The organism is Hyunsoonleella sp. J2K-J805, from assembly GCF_057167125.1.
This window is the reverse complement of sequence record NZ_CM169901.1, coordinates 2,665,723-2,688,732: the sequence shown is the minus strand read 5'-3', so window position 1 is coordinate 2,688,732 and position 23,010 is coordinate 2,665,723. Positions and strand designations below refer to the sequence as shown.

The 23,010-nt window shown below is 33.9% G+C and carries 23 protein-coding genes; 13 read left to right on the top strand and 10 right to left on the bottom strand.

The window, feature by feature from the left end; all coding sequences use genetic code 11:
- Positions 1-2: 2 nt before the first annotated feature.
- Positions 3-506: a DUF2975 domain-containing protein gene (locus tag AC1B0Z_RS11970; protein WP_483792280.1), complete on the bottom strand. Its 504-nt coding sequence runs from the start codon at positions 504-506 to the stop codon at positions 3-5.
- Between the two features lie 121 nt (positions 507-627).
- On the opposite strand from AC1B0Z_RS11970, the gene AC1B0Z_RS11965 reads away from it, so the two are divergent.
- The gene (locus AC1B0Z_RS11965) at positions 628-1,047 is read left to right on the top strand and encodes a putative signal transducing protein (protein ID WP_483792279.1); all 420 of its coding nucleotides are present in this window, start codon (positions 628-630) and stop codon (positions 1,045-1,047) included.
- 16 nt (positions 1,048-1,063) lie between these two features.
- Here AC1B0Z_RS11965 and AC1B0Z_RS11960 read toward each other — a convergent pair whose 3' ends face one another.
- On the bottom strand, positions 1,064-2,557 hold the full coding sequence (locus tag AC1B0Z_RS11960) for an aminotransferase-like domain-containing protein (RefSeq protein WP_483792278.1): 1,494 nt from the start codon (positions 2,555-2,557) through the stop codon (positions 1,064-1,066).
- A 72-nt stretch (positions 2,558-2,629) separates the two neighbouring features.
- Between AC1B0Z_RS11960 and AC1B0Z_RS11955 the strand changes: the two genes are divergently transcribed.
- The 6 genes from AC1B0Z_RS11955 to AC1B0Z_RS11930 all read left to right on the top strand — a co-directional run bounded on the left by AC1B0Z_RS11955 (position 2,630) and on the right by AC1B0Z_RS11930 (position 8,566).
- A complete protein-coding gene (locus AC1B0Z_RS11955) occupies positions 2,630-4,447 on the top strand; it encodes a TonB-dependent receptor plug domain-containing protein (protein ID WP_483792277.1) in 1,818 nt (605 codons plus the stop codon).
- A 249-nt stretch (positions 4,448-4,696) separates the two neighbouring features.
- Entirely contained in the window at positions 4,697-5,329 is a 633-nt protein-coding gene (locus AC1B0Z_RS11950; protein ID WP_483792276.1) for a hypothetical protein, read from the top strand.
- Positions 5,298-6,725, top strand: coding sequence for a flotillin family protein (locus tag AC1B0Z_RS11945; protein ID WP_483792275.1), 1,428 nt, complete (start codon positions 5,298-5,300; stop codon positions 6,723-6,725). Before AC1B0Z_RS11950 ends, AC1B0Z_RS11945 begins: the two co-directional genes overlap by 32 nt.
- Before the next feature lie 196 nt (positions 6,726-6,921).
- Positions 6,922-7,353 (top strand): tellurite resistance TerB family protein, encoded by a 432-nt coding sequence (locus AC1B0Z_RS11940; RefSeq protein WP_483792274.1) that lies wholly within the window; start codon positions 6,922-6,924, stop codon positions 7,351-7,353.
- Between the two features lie 634 nt (positions 7,354-7,987).
- Complete coding sequence (locus tag AC1B0Z_RS11935) at positions 7,988-8,155, top strand: hypothetical protein (RefSeq protein ID WP_483792273.1); 168 nt, start codon at positions 7,988-7,990, stop codon at positions 8,153-8,155.
- A gap of 3 nt (positions 8,156-8,158) precedes the next feature.
- Complete coding sequence (locus AC1B0Z_RS11930; protein ID WP_483792272.1) at positions 8,159-8,566, top strand: hypothetical protein; 408 nt, start codon at positions 8,159-8,161, stop codon at positions 8,564-8,566.
- Positions 8,567-8,881: 315 nt separating this feature from the next.
- On the opposite strand, the gene AC1B0Z_RS11925 is transcribed toward AC1B0Z_RS11930, so the two are convergent.
- The gene (locus AC1B0Z_RS11925; protein ID WP_483792271.1) at positions 8,882-9,982 is read right to left on the bottom strand and encodes a HigA family addiction module antitoxin; all 1,101 of its coding nucleotides are present in this window, start codon (positions 9,980-9,982) and stop codon (positions 8,882-8,884) included.
- Between the two features lie 554 nt (positions 9,983-10,536).
- On the opposite strand from AC1B0Z_RS11925, the gene AC1B0Z_RS11920 reads away from it, so the two are divergent.
- The 5 genes from AC1B0Z_RS11920 (at position 10,537) to AC1B0Z_RS11900 (ending at position 14,638) form a co-directional block, all read left to right on the top strand.
- Positions 10,537-11,199, top strand: a complete 663-nt coding sequence (locus AC1B0Z_RS11920) for a multiubiquitin domain-containing protein (RefSeq protein WP_483792270.1) — start codon at positions 10,537-10,539, stop codon at positions 11,197-11,199.
- Complete coding sequence (locus AC1B0Z_RS11915; protein ID WP_483792269.1) at positions 11,174-12,346, top strand: ThiF family adenylyltransferase; 1,173 nt, start codon at positions 11,174-11,176, stop codon at positions 12,344-12,346. Before AC1B0Z_RS11920 ends, AC1B0Z_RS11915 begins: the two co-directional genes overlap by 26 nt.
- Positions 12,336-12,767: a ubiquitination-like system serine protease family protein gene (locus tag AC1B0Z_RS11910; RefSeq protein ID WP_483792268.1), complete on the top strand. Its 432-nt coding sequence runs from the start codon at positions 12,336-12,338 to the stop codon at positions 12,765-12,767. The genes AC1B0Z_RS11915 and AC1B0Z_RS11910 overlap by 11 nt, the downstream gene beginning before the upstream one ends.
- 87 nt (positions 12,768-12,854) lie before the next feature.
- Positions 12,855-13,802, top strand: a complete 948-nt coding sequence (locus tag AC1B0Z_RS11905; RefSeq protein ID WP_483792267.1) for an oxidoreductase family protein — start codon at positions 12,855-12,857, stop codon at positions 13,800-13,802.
- A 2-nt stretch (positions 13,803-13,804) separates the two neighbouring features.
- A complete protein-coding gene (locus AC1B0Z_RS11900; protein ID WP_483792266.1) occupies positions 13,805-14,638 on the top strand; it encodes a 3'(2'),5'-bisphosphate nucleotidase CysQ family protein in 834 nt (277 codons plus the stop codon).
- 171 nt (positions 14,639-14,809) lie between these two features.
- Here AC1B0Z_RS11900 and AC1B0Z_RS11895 read toward each other — a convergent pair whose 3' ends face one another.
- The 3 genes from AC1B0Z_RS11895 to AC1B0Z_RS11885 are packed head-to-tail and all read right to left on the bottom strand — an operon-like array spanning position 14,810 to position 19,922.
- Complete coding sequence (locus tag AC1B0Z_RS11895; protein WP_483792265.1) at positions 14,810-18,076, bottom strand: CRTAC1 family protein; 3,267 nt, start codon at positions 18,074-18,076, stop codon at positions 14,810-14,812.
- Between the two features lie 49 nt (positions 18,077-18,125).
- Entirely contained in the window at positions 18,126-19,028 is a 903-nt protein-coding gene (locus tag AC1B0Z_RS11890) for a histone deacetylase family protein (RefSeq protein ID WP_483792264.1), read from the bottom strand.
- Positions 19,029-19,031: 3 nt separating this feature from the next.
- Positions 19,032-19,922 (bottom strand): DUF695 domain-containing protein, encoded by an 891-nt coding sequence (locus AC1B0Z_RS11885; protein ID WP_483792263.1) that lies wholly within the window; start codon positions 19,920-19,922, stop codon positions 19,032-19,034.
- Between the two features lie 185 nt (positions 19,923-20,107).
- On the opposite strand from AC1B0Z_RS11885, the gene AC1B0Z_RS11880 reads away from it, so the two are divergent.
- Positions 20,108-20,575: a nuclear transport factor 2 family protein gene (locus AC1B0Z_RS11880; protein ID WP_483792262.1), complete on the top strand. Its 468-nt coding sequence runs from the start codon at positions 20,108-20,110 to the stop codon at positions 20,573-20,575.
- A 304-nt stretch (positions 20,576-20,879) separates the two neighbouring features.
- Here AC1B0Z_RS11880 and AC1B0Z_RS11875 read toward each other — a convergent pair whose 3' ends face one another.
- The 4 genes from AC1B0Z_RS11875 to AC1B0Z_RS11860 form a co-directional block, all read right to left on the bottom strand.
- The gene (locus tag AC1B0Z_RS11875; RefSeq protein WP_483792261.1) at positions 20,880-21,266 is read right to left on the bottom strand and encodes a plastocyanin/azurin family copper-binding protein; all 387 of its coding nucleotides are present in this window, start codon (positions 21,264-21,266) and stop codon (positions 20,880-20,882) included.
- A gap of 240 nt (positions 21,267-21,506) precedes the next feature.
- The gene (locus AC1B0Z_RS11870; RefSeq protein WP_483792260.1) at positions 21,507-22,055 is read right to left on the bottom strand and encodes a carboxymuconolactone decarboxylase family protein; all 549 of its coding nucleotides are present in this window, start codon (positions 22,053-22,055) and stop codon (positions 21,507-21,509) included.
- Between the two features lie 123 nt (positions 22,056-22,178).
- The gene (locus tag AC1B0Z_RS11865; protein WP_483792259.1) at positions 22,179-22,352 is read right to left on the bottom strand and encodes a hypothetical protein; all 174 of its coding nucleotides are present in this window, start codon (positions 22,350-22,352) and stop codon (positions 22,179-22,181) included.
- A 260-nt stretch (positions 22,353-22,612) separates the two neighbouring features.
- A complete protein-coding gene (locus AC1B0Z_RS11860) occupies positions 22,613-22,999 on the bottom strand; it encodes a cupredoxin domain-containing protein (protein WP_483792258.1) in 387 nt (128 codons plus the stop codon).
- Positions 23,000-23,010: the final 11 nt, after the last annotated feature.

Genomic DNA, 23,010 nt, shown 5'->3' with positions numbered 1-23,010 from the left:
GGTTATATCGTTAATTTATTTTCTTCTTCCGTTTTTCTAGCCTTTGCAAAAGCTTCGCTCAAAAACATAAAAAACAACCCCACTACAATGGGTGTTATCAATGAAAAGTCAAGCCCTAGCCTTACATCACTCAATAGAACTAACCTCGCTACAAACTTAAACCCTGCATAAGAAAATGTACAAATTAAAATGAGTTTACCAATGGTGTTGAAATGATTAATCACCAACTTAGAAAAATAGTTGCCCTCAGATAAATCCTTTAAAGTCGTCTTGAGAAGATAAACAGCTCTAACAAAAAGTAGATAAATAATTAGAGGTATTAGGGTTAGTGCTAAGAATTCCTTCACACCTACGTGAGATGCATCATAGCCTTCAATAATCCTTAAATTAGCCGTTTCTCCACTACTAAAACCAATTACAATTAAAAGCATTACAACTACAAAGCCTATTATTAATAGATAATAGTACACATTTATAAGATTCTTTAATAGCGCTATTGTTTTCATTATCCTAAAATTATTGTTTAACAATAACAAAATTATTGAAAAACAATAATTAATTATCGTTAAAAATAATTATTTTTCTTCTATACATACTTTATATTTGTATGAACAACATATTCGTAATATGCCACAAACCTTTACCACAGTTGCTAAATTTCAGTATTCTAGTGAAGCTCAAATTATAAAAGGACGATTGGAATCTGAAGGTATTCAAGTATTTTTAAGAGATAATCTTACCATCGATACCGATCCTTTAGTAAGCAATGCCATTGGTGGTGTAAAGCTAAAAGTCCTTACTGATGATGTTATAAAGGCGAAACACATTTTAGATAGTATTGAAAAATATTCTTTGGATGATGAGGGTAACCCCATCACCTGTCCGAATTGCGCTAAAAATGAAGTAGCATTATTTTCAACAATAACCGATTTGAAATCGTTCTTTTCTTTTTTATTGGGCTTTCTCTCCGGAACATTACCGTTTTATGCCAAAGATAAATACCGATGTAATCATTGCAATACCGAATTTAATATTGAAAAACCATGAACTTTTGGTTGATTAACTAATCTACCAAAATTAAATTGTATGCCGTTTTCAATGTTTTCAAAACCGTTTTTATTTCTTCCTCATTTAAATGTCCAAAACCAAAACGAATAGCGCAGGTGTCTTTGTCTTGATACAGAATGGTCTTTGGGAGAAAAACATCGTGTTGTTCAGCTATTTCCGCTAATTTTATTAATGAGATTTTAGATTCAAATTGTAACCATACCGCTAAACCTCCTGTTGGTATGTCCCAAGTGATAGTATTTTTAAAATATTCTGATAGGTATTTACATAAACAATCTCGCCTTTGCTTATAAATAATGACGTTTTTTTTCATTAAGCGATATATTTCACCTTCAGAAATTAATTCAGAAAGCATCTGTTGTTGAATGATATCACCTTGTTCATCTAATAATTGTAGATAATTTTGTGCTTCAGAAATTAAATTCTCAGGCGCGACAACAAACCCTGTTTGAAAACTTGGAAATAATGATTGCCCCAATTTCCCCAAATAAATAACCATCCCATTCATATCGGCACTGGCCAAAGGTAGCATTGCAGAACCTTCAAACTGAAAATCATAATCATAATCCTCCTCTATAATCGCAAACTGATAGATTTTTGCTAGTTCCAATAATTCCAAACGGCGCTCTGCACTCAACGTTCGCGTGGTTGGATAATGCCTGTTGGCACATACATAAACACATCGAATACTACCCTTTATAAAATGTGTCTTGATATAAGAAACATCCAAACCGCTATCATCTATTGGAATGGTTTTAATGGTAGCACCAGCTTGCTGAAAAATCATATTTGAAGCGTAATTACTTAGCATCCCAACCAAAACAACATCCTTAGGTTTAATTAAAAGTTGCGATACAATATATAAGCTCATTTCAGTACTTCTGGTACTTAAAAGGCTGTTAGGTGTTATATGAAAACCTCTTGTAACGTTTAAATAATTACAAATTTGAGTTTTAAATACCGAATGTGAGACTGCTGCTTGATTCCATTTTGAAACCAACGACTTCCGTTTCATTACCGCACTATACCATCTAGAAAATTGATGCACAGGATGTAACCGCAAATCAGGTTTACCATCGTTAATACTGTATTTTGCTTCTGTTTCTTCAAAAGTAGACGCTAAATGAAGTGCAGGTTGAAACGGAAAGCCAGTAAATGTAGCATAGTCATAGACTTTATTGATGTGCTGGGTTGTAGCTTTAATTGGCGTATTGCGGTGTTTAGGGTCTAAAACAAAGGTGCCCTTATTGGGAACAATCTCTACCCAACCTTGAGATTCCAACTCATCATAAACCGTAACAGCTGTATTTCTGTGCACTTTTAGTAACTGACTAAATGTACGCGTCCCTGGCAGCACTGTGCCTTTTGCTAAATATCCACGCTGAATAGCATTAATGATTTGCTGTGCTATTTGAATGTATACAGGGTTTGTACCTGATTTCTCAAAGTGTATTAATTGCTCAAGAAGGTTAACAACCGGACTATTCATTGTTTTAAAACTGGACTATCTAAGTCGTCCGGAAAGTTACGACTTTTGCATCGTTTTTAATTCAACTATTTTATGAAAGCTAAACTTCTTATTTTAAGCATAATAGCTGCCGTTTTTACAGGTAATGCGCAAGAAAAACCTCAAAAACAAGAATTAGATACCGTTGTAATTTCCTCAACACGAATAGATTTACCTTTTAAGGAAAACTCGAGAACCATTGATATCATTACTTCTGAAGACATAAAAAACAGTGCCACCAATAACATTGCGGATTTACTGCAACAAGTTGCAGGTGTTGATATAAGACGTCGTGGTACCGCTGGAAGTCAAGCCGATTTGTACATTCGCGGTGGAAGTTTCGACCAAACGTTACTGCTTATTGATGGTATTAAAATGGATGATGCGCAAACAGGACACCACACCATGAATGCGGCGTTACCTATTGAAGTTATTGAACGTATAGAAATTATTAAAGGTCCTGCAGCACGTGTGTTTGGTCAAAATGCCTTTACTGGAGCCATAAATATTGTAACCAAAAAACAACTAAAAAATACAGTATCTACAAATGTTGAAACAGGAAGTTTCGGGCAGTTAAATGGCTCTGTTACTATAGGTTCTGAGTTAGAGAATTCCTCACATATTATTCATGCAGGAAAATTAACCTCAGCAGGTTACCGTAATAATTCAGACTATAACAACACCAATCTTTTTATAAAAAGCGTGTTTAACAAGGAGAAACAGGCTATAGAAATGATTGCTACATTTTTTGACAGAAAATTTGGGGCCGAAAATTTTTATACTACCAATCCTGATTGGAATGAATATGAAGAAACCCAAAATAGCTTAATAGGGTTTACCACCACTTATAAGTCTGAAAACTTTAAAATAAGACCGCGCGTATATTGGAAACGCAACCAAGATATGTTTTTATTAAAGCGTGACGAACCACTTTTCTTTAGAAACCTCCATATTACAGATAAAATAGGCGCAGAGGCAAACGCATCATACAACTCCAATATTGGGGTTACTGGTTTTGGAGTAGATATTTCTAAAATTTACATAAGAAGTAATAATCTTGGAAATAGAAATCGTTTTATGACCAATGTGTTTTTAGAGCATCAGTTCAAATTATTTAACGATAGGCTGGATGTTACACCAGGTGTTGCGGTAACTTATTTTTCAGATTTCAAATTTCATGCCTTTCCTGGTTTAGATATTGGGTATAGACTAAATGATAGCTTTAAAATCTATGCGAATACAGGTAATACGTATCGTATCCCAACATATACCGATTTGTTTTATAGTGATCCTGCAACTATTGGAAATGAAAACCTTGAACCTGAGGAAGCGCTTTCATTTGAGTTTGGAGGGAAATATTTTTCTTCTAAGTTCAATGGATCATTTGCTGTTTTCTACAGGGATGCCAGCAAGTTGATAGATTACGTAAAAGAGAACGAAGCAGATCGTTTTATGGCCACCAATCTTCGTGATTTGTACACTAAAGGCTTTGAGGTAAATGCCAATTACAGCTTCAACACTGGACGTTTGCCACACAATTTATCAATGGGCTACACTTTTATTGAGGATGAAGTTGGTGAACTGAATATTGCATTTTCTAGATATTCCATCAATTCCCTAAAACATCATTTTGTATCACGTTTAAGCTCTCAACTGTCAAAATACATCAACCTCAATATTATTTACAAACATGCAGAACGTACTGCTGGCTTAAGCTACAATGTTTGGGATGCCTCTGCTGTAATAACAGCGAAACAATTTGAGTTTACGCTTACTGCGGCCAACATTTTTGATGCTGAGTATATTGAAACTGGGTTTGTGCCAATGCCGCCTAGTAATGTATTGTTTGGGCTTAGGTATAGCTTCAATTAAATATTAATTAAATTTAAGACAAACAAAGACCAGATATATTTCTGGTCTTTTCTTTTTTACGGTAATGTAACAAACTTGATATTTTATATACAAACATGATACAATAAGACTTTGTAGAACACATTTGATGCCCAAGCCATTAACGAAAATATGAGTTAAGTAGGTAAACATAATCAATGGATTTTACTGTCAAAAATATTTGCTGAGTCTTACAAATAAGCTTACATTTAATTCAATAAATCCTTTACTATGTTAGACTGGTTTGCGAATCTAGATTTTCTTTCAAAATTTTACTGGCTCATAGCAATTCTAAGCTCATTTATATTTCTAATAGTAGTTATTTTATCCTTCGTAGGAGGCGATGCAGGCGAGGTTGAAGACTTGGATTCCGAAATAGAATCAGACACGGGTATTGGTTTTCAATTTATCACATTTAAAAATTTAGTTGGATTCTTCACCATTTTTGGTTGGAGTGGTGTAGCTTGTATAGACGCTAATTTACCTGTTCCTATCACCTTTATAATTTCTACAATCTCTGGATTGGTAATGATGACTATCATGGCTGCTATGTTCTATTTTATGGGGAAGTTGGTAGACAGTGGTACTTTAAAATACGAAAATGCTATCGATGCCATTGGAGAGGTGTATTTAACCATTGGAGCGAACCGCTCTAAAATGGGTAAAGTTAGTGTAAATGTTCAAGGATCATTACGTGAGCTAGATGCGCTCACCGATGCTCTTGAAGCCTTACCGTCCGGAACGATAATTAAGGTTGTAGACGTTACCAGTAATGGTATTTTAATAGTAGATAAAACAAGAAAAGCAATTGAACCTATAAAACAAAAAACTTATGAAATTACTGATGGCTCAGGAGAGCTTTAATTTTGGATTACCTCTTGCCCTAATTTTTGCGGTATTATTTATTTTCTTATTTCTAATTATTTTAATTAGACGCTACAAACGCTGCCCTTCAGATAGAATATTAGTGGTTTATGGTAAAGTTGGTGGTGGTCAATCTGCAAAATGTATTCATGGTGGAGCTGCTTTTATTTTTCCAGTTATTCAAGATTATGAGTTTTTAGATTTAACACCTATTTCCATTGAGGTTAATTTGGTAAACGCGCTTTCAAAACAAAATATTCGTGTTAACGTCCCTTCGCGTTTTACCATTGGTGTATCAACCGAGCCTGGTGTAATGCAAAATGCTGCAGAACGTTTGTTAGGGTTATCGATGAATGATGTTCAAGAATTAGCAAAAGAGATTATTTTTGGGCAGCTACGTCTGGTTGTAGCTTCTATGGATATTGAAGAAATTAATTCTGATAGGGATAAATTCTTGACTAATATTTCTCAAAGTGTAGAATCAGAGCTAAAGAAAGTAGGATTAAAACTAATTAACGTAAATATTACCGATATCGTTGACGAGTCTGGCTACATTGAAGCTTTAGGTAAAGAAGCTGCGGCTCATGCAATTAATGCTGCACGTAAATCGGTAGCAGAAAAGAACAGAGATGGATCTATTGGTGAAGCCAACGCAGTACAAGATGAAAGAACCCAAGTTGCTGCTGCAAATGCACAAGCTGTTGAAGGTGAAAATACCGCCAAAATTGCTGTTGCAAATTCAGATTCTTTACGTCGCCAACGCGAAGCTGAGGCAGAACGTGTTGCTATAGCATCTGAAAAAGTACAAAGCGCAAAAGCTTTAGAAGAAGCTTATGCTGCTGAACAGGAAGCTGAAACAGCTAGAGCAGAAAGAGAACGTTCATCACAGATGGCAGATGTTATCGTACCTGCCGAAATTGATAAGAAAAAGGTTGAAATTGATGCTGAAGCAGAGGCAGAACGCATTAGAAGACGCGCAAAAGGTGAAGCAGACGCCATCTTGTTTAAAGCACAAGCCGAAGCAAAAGGTTTATATGAAGTTTTAACAAAACAAGCAGCTGGTTTAGACCAAATAGTAAAAGCAGCTGGTAATAATTCTAGAGACGCCGTTTTACTTTTAATTGCTGATAAACTTCCAGAATTGGTTAAAACTCAAGCAGATGCTATTAAAAATATTAAGATCGACAAGGTCACTGTTTGGGAAAATGGAAATAGTAAAGATGGTAAATCTTCAACTGCTAATTTCCTATCAGGGATGTATCAATCTGTACCACCTTTGCAAGAAATGTTCAATATGGCAGGTATGGAGTTGCCTGAATATTTAAAGGGTAAGGATTTAAAATCTAAAGTAGAAACAGATCCTGATAAAAAAGAAGAAAATCCCAAGAAAGGATAAATTCATTTTAAAAAACTAAATCTCTGTATTAGGTATTTACGCATTTGTTGAAGTTCCTAGCAAAGAGTGCCTGCCAACAGGCCAACCCAATTGCTTAAGGCACTCGAAGGGTTTGGTGTACTGCAAAAAAGTGAAAATTTCAATTTAAAATCTTAAAAAAAATATGTAGGTTTGCAGCACTAAAAAAGAAGTATATATGTCGTTTTCAGATTTATTTGATAGTGGTTTTAAGAAGCGTAATGAGAGTCATTTTGCTGCAATTGTTCGTGTGGCTATGGCCGATGGTGTGATTACTGATGATGAAAAAGCCTTTTTGGATCGATTAGCGCAGCGTTTGGAAATTGGTGAAAACGATTATAAAGCGATATTGAAAAATTACCAATCGCACCCGATTAATCCGCCAGTTTCTTACGATCAGCGTTTGGAGCGTTTGTACGATTTAGTGCGTATGATTCATGTAGATACCATTACTGGCGAGCCGGAAATGATGTTGTTGAAGAAAATTGCTGTGGGACTTGGGTTTCATGCGGTAAACGTAAAATACATTATCGATAAAGCATTAACTCTTGTAAGTAACGGTGCTGATTTGGATGATTTTGTGGACCAAATAAAGAATATGAATAGATAAAAATTTAGATATTCTATAATATTTAAAAGCGTCCAACATGTTGGACGCTTTTTTTATTGAAAAAAATTAAAATAATTTGATACAGAAGTTTAAAAACTAAAATATTAGGCATTGAAACGTAAGCAACTGGGAGACAAACTTTTGCCGTTTAACGTAAGTATCTGTTGAAAAACGGACAGTCATTTCCATGCCTAAATTTCAATATAACTATTTGATTATCAATAAATTAAATTTAATTTTTATTTGGAAGTTTAAAAAATTCCACTTTATATTTGCAGCGCAGTTTTAAATGAACAACTGCTTGATTCCCGCTGTAGTTTATCTTGAGCGATAGTCGAAAGGCAAGAATGACAATTTTAAATGAAACCTCTAGCGAGGAGTTATTTTTATAATTAATAATTAAAAAACTATAAGCCATGTTGAAGCATTATATAGCATTTCAGGATTGGAGTTACGAACCGCAGGGTTTATGGCTCAGGCTTCGGTTTTTTCTGTAGATTACTTTCCTCAGAAAAAAATCCGAAGCAGAACAAACTGTTTCGGATTTTTTTATTTCGACAATTTGAAACAGTGTAGCGTTAGCAAAACATTTGCTTACGCTTAAAATAGTAACGAATTAATTAGAAAGGAGGTCATGGAAAATAATTTAAACAACAATTACCTATTTAGAGCAATTGAGACTTATCCGTATCAATTGGAGGAAGCCGTGGAAGCTTTAAACTATGCTTTAGCTTACGAGCCAAACAATGCAAAAGCTTTGTGTTTGATGGCTAAAGTACAATATGATCAATTAAGCAATTAAGAATTGGCTAAAGAGTATTATAATCTCGCCATAGCAAGCGATATGTATAACCCAGATATTTATCCCGATTATATTCGATTGTTAACTAACAATGGAGATTATGCCGAAGCGGAAAAGTTAATTGACTTTGCTCTAGAATTTAAAGGGACAAAAAAGGCAAATGTTTTGTTGGCTCAAGCATCTTTATTAGAAGCTACAAAAGCTTATGAAAAAGCTGAAACTCTTCTGGAAGAAGCAAAAATAATTGCCTTAAACAACGAATTTATAGACTATGTTGACGCTGAAATTGCCAGAGTAGTAAAAAAGCGTAAAACAGCACATAATAAAAATCGAGTTACAGAACCTGCTGAAAAAACGGAAGACAAACCAAAAACTAGCTGGTTTCAAAATCGATTGAACAATTTGTTGTAATACCATTTCTAGGAAATGCGTAGGTGTTTTTGGGCGTAACCCCGCTTTTAGTGGCGGGGTCGCGCTTTACGCTATATCTTTTTAAAGCGTCATTGCGAGGACGAAGGACGTGGCAATCTGCTAAATACAAGTTCCTACATAAAGTAAGTTCTAAATAAGTTTTAAAAAGGATGCCGCTGCAATCGCTTACGCGGGTGTGTTTGCTGGCAGTGTTCTAAACGCCAAAGTATTTTAGTTTCAAAAAAATAATAGACCAAATCATATCGAGGAAAAGAGAAATTTTACTGTATCTATCCCCTAATTCATTTTACAAAACTAGTCAACCTCAAGTTTATTCATACTTCTAATGATAGTCCTTTTGCTATAATATTCATTGTACGTATAACAAACTCGACCCCAAACAATACCTGGATGTATTTTGTGCTTTTTTGAAAAACTTAAAATAACATCATCCGTAAACTCTTCATTGAATGTTATAAAATCGTTCCAAAGGTCAGGATCGATTAGGTTTTTGCTTGCATAAGCATCTGCCTCAAATTCCACTAAATCCGTATTTGAATTATTATTAATAAAGAATTCCTCGTTACGAAACTCAGGACGCTTTTGGTTGGTTAGGTGTTCAAATACATGACCAATTTCATGAAACAATGTATAAGCAAAATTGTCCAATCTTTTGTATTTTAAAGAAAGTACAATTGCAGGGTTTTTTCCTGACATAAAAGACTTTCCATCCACGGGAGTCTGAGAAGGACGATTTAATGGCAAAAACTTGATGCCAAATTTATTAAGTATTTTTTTTGATTTTTTTATAATTTCATCATTATGGTAAAAGCAATCTTTCAACTCATTCAGTAACTTTGATTCATTTGAACGCTTGAAACTTGAAACTTGTTGAAGATTCGCCTTGTATTTAGCCATCAAAGACCATGCTATAACATTATTTTTATTTTCTGAAAACTTAGAAGATTTTCTGAAGTAAGTAGGGTTAAATTCCTTGACTCTTGCTTTTAGATCTAAATAACTATTTACACCATAGATTTCGTAAATTTTCTCTAAATCATCCGAAGTACTAATTCCAATGTCTTGTTTTTTGAAATAAGATAAAGGCACAAGTCCTTCATTTTCAATATCATTCCATTCTTTAATAGATTTCTTTTTCCTTATTACATCTTTATCATTTTGAGCATGATGTAAATTGAATTTCATTTGCTCCATTAGCCAAAAATTCGCATCCTCAAATCCTGCGGATTCAAGAGCTATTGCTAAATGAACATTAATATTTCTGTTACCTTTTAAAACATTGTTGAGTAGTGAATGAGCTATGTCAATTCTTGAGGCTAAATCTCGTTGGCTTAAACTTCTTTCATTCAACATTTTATCAAGTAAAACACCTGGGTGAATGATTTTGTTTGGCATAAAAAGGTTTGATTTTAACAGTTCACAAATATAGTTATTAACTTTAGATTGTCAATGATTTGTTAATAACTTTATTCGATTTCGATTATAATATACTACAAATATTTGATAATCAATAATATGAATAATTTATTTTTATGTGATAACAAATATGTTAATTTAATTATAAGCTATAATAAAGCTATATAATTTCCATTTTGGAGACATAAAAAATAAAGTTATCTGAAATTTTAGTATATTTGTAGAGTACAATTTAAAAAAAGCTGACGTGAAATAAAAAAATCCAATTTGTTGTTGGAGCAACAGATTGGATTAAGAATTTATAGGAATTTCTTTAGTCCGGTAAACTAATCTTCAAAAGGCTTGTCACCTAAATTGAAGGATTCCTTCCTTGTTTTGTTATACAAATGTAACATCTTTTTATGTCTTAAACAATTGTTTTAACAAAATATTCTACCTGAACAGAACGATACCTCGGCTGTTTTAAAGGAAAAGAGGTTGTTAAAAAAAGCTATCATTTTGGATAGTATTTGTATAATTAAAATTATAAAAAGATGAAACATTTTTTTAAAGTAAATGGAAAACGATTTGAGTCCAGCGAATCAAAAATATCTGGACGCTTTATATTAGAAATTGCTAATTTAACTCCTGTTGAGGATTATGAATTGCTTTATAAAATCAACGAAAAGGGATTCACCCCAATTCAACTTGAGGAAGAAGTAAATTTAAAAACTGCGGGGATTGAAGGCTTTAAGGCAAAACCTTATAAAAAGCTGACAATTAAAGTTGATGATAAGCCATACGAAGTAGAAGAATGCTTCATGACACCTAACGAAATAATGGCTTTAGCCTGTATCAATTCAGACCGATACTATCTAAAGGAAATTCGTAGAGGTGGCGTAGAAGTAACTTATAAAGATGATGTTGAGCATAAAATTGCAATTACAAAATCATCATGCTTTGTTGCTTGTAGCTTAGAAAAAATTGAATGTATAATTGTAAATGCTCGAGAAAAACCTTGGCAAAAGGACACTATTTCTTTTAATGAAGTTGTAAAGCTAGCGTATGGACAAGTGTCAAATAACCCTAATGTAATTTATACAATTACTTACAAGCGAGGTGTTCCTAGTAAACCAGAAGGAAGTATGATTAAAGGTGAAGTGATATCTGTAAAAAACAAAATGATTTTCAATGTCACTCCTACTAATAGATCATAGTCCAGACGTCAAAAAGCTTCGTAACCAAGGTTACGAGGTAGAGGTAATTGGGAATTACCTATTGATGTACAGTGTTCCATATTTAAACACTAAAAAAGAAGTGGCAAAAGGCACGTTGGTTACCAACGTGTCTATTGCCAATAATCAAGTTACAAGACCAAACACGCATGTTATTTATTTTGCGGGTGAGTTCCCTTGTAATATTGATGGAACTATAATTCGTCAGTTACAGCATTCAAGCAGAACGATTAATTTAACAGATAAGATAGTTATAAACCATTCATTCTCTAATAAACCAGCAAATGGTTATCAGAATTATTTTGAAAAAATGGTTCAATATGCGGAAATTATTTCAGCACCCGCTAGATATATTGACCCTAAGGTTACAGCTAAAACTTATAAAGTTATTGAGTCTGTTGGCGAACATTCTGTATTAAATTATCACGACACCAACTCTTCAAAAGCTGAGATTGAAGCCATTAATCAGAAGTTGTCTGGACTTAAAATTGGCATTATAGGTCTTGGTGGTACGGGTTCTTATGTTTTAGATTTCATTGCTAAAACATATGTAAGTGAAATTCATTTATTTGATGGTGATAAGTTTTTACAGCATAATGCTTTCAGAGCACCAAGTGCTCCATCACTTCAGCAACTCAATGAGTCTATTTTAAAAGTAGATTATCTGTTTAGCATTTATTCTAAAATGCACAAACACATTATCCCTCATGGTGTATTCATAAATGAATCAAATGTCGGAATGCTTAAGGATTTGGATTTTGTATTTGTTTGCATAGATAAAAGCGAAATCAAAAAGCTAATATTTAGGAAGCTACAAGATGAAGGTATTCAATTTATAGATACTGGAATTGGAGTAGAACGAGTAGATGATTCTTTAATAGGAATTATTCGGACTACCACAAGTAGTGTAAGCAAAACAGAACATATCTGGAACGGTTGTGTATCATTTGCCGATGAGGAAAATGAAGAGTATGCATCAAACATACAGATTGCTCCTTTGAACTCCTTAAATGCAACATTTGCGGTCATAAAGTTTTATAAGCTTTATGATGTCTTGAATGACCTTGAAAATGAACATCAAAGCACTTATGCAATTAACGTAAATCAATTAATAAGCGATGAAGTTTGAGCATAAATTTGTTGATTTTATTCCTGATAATATTGAAGAAGGTATTTTATACATCTCTTTAGATTACGGAACGGTAATTCATAAGTGTGCCTGTGGTTGCGGAAGTGAAGTAAATACTCCACTAACACCGACTGGATGGAGAATGATTTACAATGGAGAAACTATTAGTTTAAAACCATCGGTTGGCAACTGGAGTTTTGATTGTAAATCTCATTATTGGATTACCAACAATGCTGTTGAATGGGCGTTGAAATGGTCTGACGAAACAATCCAAAAAGTCAGAATTGATGATGATTCTAAAAGGCAAGAATATTATAGAAATAAAGACTCTAAAAAATCTGATTTGAAAACCGAAAAAGAAAACGGTTTTTCAGAATCTAAATCGAGGAGTTGGCTAGACAAGCTTGCTTTTTGGAAATAATGTAATGTAAACCCTGACCTTTCGGTCAGGGTTTAAAAATTAATTACTTTACCAATAAAATTAACATTTCCCTACCTTTACCACCCTATGAACAACCATTTCAAATCCATTATTATACAAAAAACTGGTGCATCTTCCTTAGTTGAAAAAGAAGTCATTCAAGAACTATGGAGTGGTTATGGTAAAATTATTCGTGTTGCATTAGAAAACGCCTCTTTAGAAAGTGTTGTCGTAAAACACGTGCAGTTGCCCAAAAGCCAAAAGCACCCACGAGGGTGGCATACGGATATTGGTCATCAAAGAAAATTGAAATCTTATGAGGTAGAAACTAAGTGGTATCAAACTTATAGTAAACATAGTATGGCACGTTTGCCAAAGTGTTTTGGTGTCGAAAGCTACCAAGACGAGACCCTTATCATTCTCGAAGATTTAGATGCAGCAGGTTTTCCATTACGAAAACAAAACGTGGAATGGGAAGATATCGATAGGTGTTTAGAATGGTTGGCGCAATTTCATGCAAGTTTTTTGGGAAAAACACCTAACGGCCTTTGGGGAGTTGGCACCTATTGGCATTTAGACACCAGACCTCAAGAACTGGAAGCTTTAGACGATACAGCACTAAAAAACGCTGCTGCTGCCATTGACAAAAAATTGAACAACTGTAACTTTAAAACGTTTGTACATGGCGATGCAAAATTGGCAAACTTTTGTTTTTCAAAAAACGGAGACGTTGCTGGCGTAGATTTTCAATATGTAGGCGGTGGCTGCGGGATGAAAGATGTTGCTTATTTTATAGGTAGTTGCCTTAATGTAAGCGATTGCGAACGTTTGGAATCAAGAGTATTAAACACCTACTTTGCGCATTTACACAAAGCACTTGGCAAAACAAATGAAGCCTTAGAAAACGAATGGCGACCTTTATATCGTGTGGCGTGGGCAGATTTTCATCGGTTTTTAAACGGTTGGAGCCCTAGCCATTGGAAGATTAATAGTTATAGTGAGCGCATCACTGCTGAAGTCATTAAAAACCTATAGTAATGGACTTACAACATTTAGCGAATATTGCCATTGAAGCGGCGCTTTCTGCTGGAAAAATCATTCAGAAATATATGAATGATGATATTGTTGTGGAGCAAAAAGAAGGAGGTTCTACCTATGCCTCTCAAGTAATTACAGAAGTAGATCGTGAATGTGAAGCAATCATTTTATCCCATCTGAAACCAACTTGTGAAACATACGATATTGGTTTATTATCCGAAGAAACTAAAGATGATGGTAGTCGACTACAAAAAGCGTATTTCTGGTGTATCGACCCAATGGATGGCACATTAGCTTTTATTAAAAAACAACCTGGGTTTTCAGTATCCATTGCATTAATTGCCAAGGATGGCACACCTGTGATTGGTGTTGTTTTCGATCCCAGTACTGCAACCTTATATCACGCCATAAAAGGTAAAGGGGCTTTTAAAAACAACATGCCTTTGATCATTGAGAATACCAATAATTATTTGACTTATGTAACCGATAAAACCCTAAAAGACACCCCTAATGCTTCAAAAATTCAGCAGATTTTAAATGAACATAAAACTAACTTAGGCCTAAAAGACACTAAAGAATTATCTGGAAAAGGCGCGGTACTATGTGCCATTTCAGTTTTAGAAAATGGACCTGCGTGTTTTTTAAAATTCCCAAAAAAGGAAAAAGGTGGTGGCAGCATTTGGGATTATGCGGCTACAGCTTGTATTTACAATGAGCTTGGGCTACCTGCAACAAAATTTAACGGTGAACCGATAGAATTGAATAAAACTAATAGTACGTTTATGAATGGTGAAGGGGTGTGTTATACTAACTTATCTCAATCTATGTGGTAGTCATAATAATTATTGTCATTCCGAACGCTACTGAAATCAAAATATATTTTGATTGAAAGTATATAGCGAAACAAAGGAGGAGGAATCTCAAATAATGAGATGTCTCGTCGCTCTCCCGATAACTATCGGGATCGCTCTGTCGACATGACAAAAGCTCAATAATTTTGATATTTATTTCACTTTTAAAAAACTCAATTCGCTATCAGCATTTAGTAAAACCAAATACAAGACTCCATTAATGGTGATTTGCTCCATGGCTTTTGTTTCTGCATTTGAAATGGTTTGATTAAGACTTGTGAATTTTGAGTTCTCTTTTGCCTGTAGAGCATAACCCTGAGAGGCATCATAACGCACAGTTTCCGCCTCGGCGTTATAGATGGTTCCTACACCTAAAACCTCAGTTTGTTTATCATTATTTAGGTCAATAAACTCGAAATCTAAAGTTGGTCCAAATTGTGCTCTATGAGGTAAGCGGTGGAATTGAAAGTTACCGTCACCTTCATTTTCAATATAATAAGAACTAAATGTTGTAGCTTCTAGGTGTAATGCCGTATCAATATTTTGCTTTCCGTAAACATCTATAATTGTAGCATTAGCAAAATCTTTATAAGTCCCGATTTTATCCTTTAAAAATGGGGTTTGTTGGGTGGAACATTCTTTTCCGCGAAGCGGAAATAAATTGCCATCATAAGATTTACTTAACGCAATATCATAACTGTTATTATCATCAAAATAATTAGCATAGATGTGTAATGGTTTTGTTTCTGTAGGATGAAATTTATTGTTCTCACCAAAATTTCCAACAAAATAATCGTCATCGCCATCATTATCAAAATCAATGGCTTTTATGGTTTGAAACCAGCCTGTTTTTTCGTCGCCTGACATATCTTCTTTTGTAAAAACGCCATTTTCATTATTAAAAAACGTTACGGGTAGCCACTCGCCCACAACGATTAAATCCTTGTCGCCATCACTATCGTAATCTGAAAATACCGCATCATTCACTAAACCTAAATTCTGTAATGCTTTAGCACGTTTAAGAGTAACATTTATAAAAGTGCCATTTCTGTTTTCTAGTAAATATGATTCTGGGGCTTTGGGATATTTTCCTGGAATTACACGTCCCCCAACAAATAGATCTATATCACCATCGTTATCAAAATCGTCTGCAGTAACGGCTTTTGTAACACTTAACATGTTTGGCAATCTTCCTTTTGAAAATTTACCTTTGCCATCATTGATGTACAATCGATCTTGTAACAGCTTATCGTTTTCAGGCAAACTATAATTTCCAGATGCTACGTATAAGTCTAAATCACCATCAGCATCAGCATCAAAAAACAAAACATTATTGTCGTTATAATCTTTATCTTTTTCAAACACACCTTGATTTACTCTCATAAATTTCCCTGAACTATTTTGAAGATAAATTTCCGAAGGAAAACCAGCGGTATTGCCAATAAATAAATCCTCCAAACCATCATTATTTACGTCTGCTACCGCTATAGCCGCATCAATGGTAGATTGTTTTTGTGGCAATAAGACTTGAAGATTGTAGTCATTGAATTTAACAGGCTTGTGCTTATAGTCTATCCCTAAGCTTGAAGCTAAAACAGTTTCAAAAATTGATTCATTTTCTTTCTTGACTTTATGAATATTTTTAGCATCATTATATGAGAGCTTTATATTTTGATTCGCCTTAATATTGGTCAACGTTGTTTCTTTGCCATCATTCCAAATCACTTTTAAACTATCAACAAGGTTTAATTCACCCAAACCAAAAATCAAATTATTAGTAACCGAAGATTGATAGCCTCTAGTTACATACATATCTTTTACCTGTGTCATACTATTAGCAAACACTAGTACTTTTGCTCCTATTGCATTTCTGTTAGTTTTAGAGCCTTCTATACTTACCTTTAAATAATTTGATGTACTGTTATTTCGGTATATCGAAGCTTCATCAGATTGATTATTCAATACCAAATCTAAATCGCCATCATTATCAAAATCTGCATAAGCAGCGCCGTTGGAGTTTACTTTAGCATTAAATCCTAAGGCTAAAGACATGTCTTTAAAAGTAGCATCTTTGTTATTTAGAAACATGTAATTTTCTAGTTTTGCTGAAGGAATCAGTTGTAATGCGGTTTCTAAGTTTTTCTCTTTGTCATAAGTAGATAGTTTTTGTTTCATCTGCTGCCTAAAATCCTGATTCGCAATATCTCTTTCAATACCATTAGTGACAAACAAATCGTTGAAACCATCATTATTAAAATCGGCTACCAAAGGCGCCCAACTCCAGTCGGTTTTAGCGATACCCGAAAACTGACCAATTTCGCTGTACACGGCATTGCCAGTATTGAGCTGTAACATATTAGCCATATATTGATGATGCCAACCTCTATTCACCATGCGGTTAAATTTGCCAATATCCATGGAAGCCATGTTTTCTTTACCTCGTTTTCTATCGGCTGATGACATATCTAAAACCACCAAATCGGGTTTTAAATCATTATTAATATCAGCAAAATCAGAGCCCATACTGTTGTTTGAAATATGCTTAAATCGAGTTAAAACTTCATCCGTAAATGTGCCATCTTGATTATTAATCCATAGAAAATCGGGTTCTAAAAAATCGTTAGCTACGTAAATATCTGGCCAATTATCATTATTAAAGTCGCCAATAGACGCGCTTAAACCCCAGGCTACTTTTTGAATACCAGCTTGTTTGGAAACATCAACATATTTGCCTTTATCATTTCTAAATAATCGGTCTAAATCATCCTTATTTATTCTAGTTTGCAAACTGGGGTTCAACAAGGTTTGCAATTTGGCTTCTAAACTGTGATTTACCAAATACATATCTAAATCGCCATCTTTATCATAGTCGAAAAAATAGGCTTGGGTAGAAAATCCGTTTTCTTTGAGACCGTATTCTAGGGCTTGTTCCTTGAATTTATTGTTTTTCTGATTGATATAAAGCTTGTTTTGTCTAGCATTTCTGTTTTTTATTGAAGCCGATTTACACACATAAATATCTAACCAACCGTCGTTATTAATGTCAATCATTGATACACCAGTAGACCAACCGTTATCATCTTGAACTCCAGCCGACATTGTAATATCTTCAAAAACAAAATTGCCTTTATTGAGATATAATTTATTTGAATTTTGATTAGATGTGAAGTAAATATCCTCTAGCCCATCATTATTAATATCACCAACAGCAACACCGCCACCATTATAGATGTAGGAGTAGTTTAAAAAGTTGAAATCTGGCGTTTCTTCTACTTTATTTCGAAAATTAATATTTGAATGACTGGATGGAATTGTGGTAAACATAATGTCCTTACCATCATCAAAAGGTGGTGGTAAATTGTCTTTACAGGACAAACATGAAATTACAATGAAAAGGCTTAGAACTTTTCTAAAAATCATCAATTTTTTCAACTTTTAAACCAAGATAATAAAATCCTTTTGGATGTATCTAAAAGAAAATCTCCTGAGCCAACCGAAAGGTATTGGCATGTGCTTCAATTATAATTTTAATATCCGGGGAATACCCACCACCCATAGAACACATCACAGGTAAACTGCGCTCCTTACAAGTTTGCAACACATAGCGATCGCGCTCTTTGCAGCCTTCCAAAGTCATCCCTAGTTTTCCAAGTTTATCTGACGCTACCACATCAACACCACATAAATAGTATATAAAATCGGGCTGTTCACTTTCAATTAATTTAGGTAAAGTCTCTTTTAAAATGTACAAATAAGTGTTATCGTCAGTATCATTTTCTAAGGCAATATCTAAATCGCTTTCTTCTTTTTTAAAAGGGTAATTACCTTTACCATGCATGGAAAAAGTGAACACATCAGTATCGCCTTGAAAAATTTCTGCAGTACCGTTTCCTTGGTGTACGTCTAAATCGACAATCAACACTTTTGAAATCAACTTTTTATTTAGCAAGTACCGCGCACCAATAGCCTGATCATTTAATAAACAAAAGGCTTCACCTCGATTAGAATAGGCATGGTGTGTACCTCCAGCAATATTCATTGCAACACCATACTTTAATGCAAACTCACTTGCTTTAATAGTGCCGTCAGCGATAATAACTTCACGTTTCACAAGTTCCTCACTTAGCGGAAATCCTATTTTTCGTGCTGCTCTTGCATCTAAATTTAACGTTTTTAGATCCTGATAATACGTTTTTGTATGTGTCCTAAGAATATCTGAATCGTCAGGAATAGTAGGCTCAAAAAAATTACTTTCAGAACATGTGCCCTCATGCAGTAATTGCTGTGGCAACAACTCATATTTAATCATCGGGAAACGATGCCCTTCAGGCAAAGGATGTTTGTAAATTGGGTGATAGGCTATTTTTAACATGCGCTAATCAGTAACAACAATGGTTTCCCAGCCATCATATTTTGCATTGTATTTTTTCGCCATTGCGCGTAAAGAAGATGTGACTTTGCTAATCGTATTTATATCAACTTTATGAATGCTGTAAAATTCTACGTTATAGGGATATTTAGGCTCCCCCTTTCTACCTGAAAATTCAACCTGAAAATCAAGCTTTGTAATATCGTTTTCAAACTGCTCTAAATCCTCCTGAGCCTTAAAATACATCCAATGATAAACTTTCCGCTTTTTAGATAAATTATCTCCTTCTTTTTTTAATTCGTTTATAATACGTTGGTTATACATATAGTTTTGGGTTTCCTCATTCGGGAATAAAAACTTTAAATAATACTCCCATTCTTTATCTTCTTTTATGTTGAGATAATAGAGTTTGTCTGGATAATTCTCCTTGTAAAAGACTTCAATTTTTTCTTTTATATTTTTATCAGACTTTAGATAAAAATATTCTAAACGCTCAAAGTTGTAAGTAAAAGAGCCTACTAATATGCTCTCGGTATGCGCCTTTAACAATGTATCTAGCTTATCTCCTATTTCATGTAAAAGCTCGAAAGCAGCATCGCCCTTTGGCAAGCCATCTTCTCGCTCACTTTTATATTTAATGCCTGTTACTACAACATAATCATACCCAAAAATGGGAGCTTTATCACTTAAGTCCATCCTAACGGTAGTCGATCCTGGTTTCTCTTCTTCATATGACGCTATGTAAGTTTCCCAGTGTTCATTATTTAATTGTGAATGTAAGCTAGTCCCAAAAAATAATATTAAGGGAAGCAAATAATACGTTTTTGTGGTGTTTAAAAATGCTTTTAATCCCCGATAAAAAATGAAGTATCCAAAAGGATTTGATGGTAGTTTCATTTGTTTTTGTTAAGGTTTGGTGGTTGATTTAATAATTAAACTTAAAATAAATTGTGATAAAGCGCAAACTATCAACAATTTAATTCAGTATATTATGGTTTTGTTAAGTAATATATCAGTGCAAAATATTTGGGTTTTACTCAAAATCAGTTATATAAATATTTTGCTTTTAAATTCAAAAAATTATGAAGTACCTTTCTTTTGTCTTAGTATGCGCATTTCTTTTAAGCTGTGATGGAACCAAAAAAATAAAAGTTGACAATTCTGAAGATTTCAAGGCTGTAGAACAAATTGTTAAAAACGCGTTTGATGATATTTGGAGTGATAAAAAAGTTGAAAGTATTTCAAAATATCATACTAACGATTTTATTCTTCTAGAACATGGTGAAGTATGGACCAACGATACCATTGCAAATTGGTGTAAGAAAGCTAAAATTAGAGATATAGGAATGAAACGTATTAATAGTTTTGATTTTTTTGAAGCCAAACGAGAAGGCAATAAGATATGGATGGCGTATCACAACTATGCAACTCTTAAAAGGGATACGTTGGTTAGAAAAGCACAATGGTTGGAGAGCATTGTAGCGGTAAAACAAGATAGTATTTGGAAGTTAGAATTGATGCACTCTACACGTGTACCAATAAAAAATTAAGCTACTTTTTTAAGTAAATCGAAGCAAGGGCATTTTTTACAACGTTTGTTTTCGCCCTTTTTATACTTTTTGCAGCAACTAGTCTTTACTTTTTTAGGAAGGTCTATACCTAACTCTTTAAGTTTCTTTAATTGCTTTTTTTGTTTCTTTTTCTTGCCCACTCTTGTAGTTTGAATACAAAATTCAGTTACAAAAATAGGTTGTTTTTATTAAATCTAAATAAGCTTAAATGTTAAAATTATAAATAAAAAAAGGTTATCCATTGTTTTGGATAACCTTTTCTCCGTATTAATCAAACTTCACTTTACTCTACAGTAAGTGTGTATTGTGGTGTTGGGTTCAAGGGGCAAAAGTAAACGTACTCTCCTTTTTCCAAAACAGTGGCGTTAGTTTTTTGAGTTTCCCCATCTTTAACAACCTCAGTTACATAAGCTGTTTGTATATGGTTTTCAGGTTTACTGGCATCAGCACCTTTTTTTACTAAAACCAAACCTACTTGTTCAGCAGCATGGTTATTTGCTACCTCAAAAATGTAAGTCCCTTCGCTTACAGTTAATGCTTTTTGTACAAACTCTCCTTTCGTTTGCTCTAACGAGATCGTTTTTACAGCTTTATCCATCATGTTATCTTGTGCATTACCGTTTAATATAAACCCTAATGCTGCTACTAAAATTACTATTACTTTTTTCATTGTTTTCATTGTTTTATGAGCTGTTGCTCTTGTTATTAATTATTTGTTATTCTATAATTTGGGCGCCTGCCTGCCGGCAGGCAGGTTCCCTCGATGATTAATTCGAGCGATAAAGAAATTTGCTCAGGTCAGGCTTTCACTACTCGCTCTCTGCGAGGAGCTCAAACATTTAGCCTGCGCTGAGCGCAGTCGAAGTTGTTCAATCCTTAACGCAGAACACCCTGCTTATTCTCGTTATTATTACACCAATTGGCTTTCTAAAGGTTGCGCCACTGGAAAATCTACAGGTACTTCGGTAGTACTATGGATGTAATTTGAAATGGTTTTATCCCCCACTAAAGAAATCACATCAATTAAGTTTCCTTTTGTATATCCAGCATTAAAAAAGTTTTCTAAAACCTCAACATCTGTTCTTCCTCTGTTTTCTGTTACATTTTTAGCTAATCTTGCCAAAGCATCTAGCTTAGTATTAAAAGATGCTTCCCCAGCTCTTAGCTCTAAAATTTGATCCTCAGTAAATCCGTTCATTTTTCCAATTGCTGTGTGCGCAGATAAACAGTAAATACAATTGTTTACTTCACTAACCGCTAAGTTCACTACTTCTCTTTCTTTGGCTGATAATGATGTTTTTGCATTAGAAAAGTTTAAATAATTCTCTAAAGCTGTATCACTATAGGCATACGTTGCATATAAGTTAGGTACAAAACCTAAGGCTTTGGTTAAATTATCAAAAATCACTTGATTGTTTTCACTTACTTCTTCTCTTGTTGGTACATTAAATGTGCTCATTGTTCTAAATTTTAAATTGTTATTATTTTATTTTACTGTTTGTATTTGTTGGTACAAAGATGCAATCGTTTTAAAGGTTACACCATGTATTTTATTCCTATTATATTGTCAATTTTTCCCTTATTAATTTGAAGCAATAGAACCTCTTGTTATATAAGGCATTTCGGCATCACAATAGAAATCGTGAATATGCTTTTGCTCACAGTGTGTTTTTGGTGAAATTGTATTGACAACGCTCTTTCTTTTTCCTCTAAATATTTCAATCAAATTGAAAATTGATATGTGTTTTAAATTCATGACTTTGTTATTTTTGTTTTACAGTACAAAGATCAATCAAAAGAAGGTGCTAGAAAATAGTAAGACTGCCCGAAGTATTGTCAATTTTTCCCCAACAAGTTGTTTGAAACTGATTGAGATAAAATAGTCTGTATTAATGTTTAATATTTGAAGAAACTCCTAGCGCAAGTTTTAATATTCAACACATCAAAATAGAGCAAAAAAAAAGTTGACTCTTTTACAAGTCAACTTTTTTAACTATTAATTAAAACCCTAATTTACTATTGCACTGTAAGCGTATATTGCGGTGTTGGATTTAATGGACAGAAATACACATATTCTCCTTTGGCCAATATGGTTGCTTTTGTTTTTTGAGTTTCTCCATCTTTTACAACTTCTGTAACATAAGCTGTTTGTATATGATTTTCTGGATTACTCGCATCTGCCCCCTTTTTTACTAAAACTAAACCTACCTCTTTAGCAGCATGGTTGTTTGCCACTTCAAACACATAGGTCCCCTCACTTACTGTTAATGCTTTTTGCACAAACTCTCCTTTTGTTTGCTCTAAAGAAATGGTTTTAACTTCTTTTTCCATCATCTTATCTTGTGCATTACCGTTTAAAGCAAACCCTAATGCTACTACTAAAATTGCAATTACTTTTTTCATTGTTGTAAATT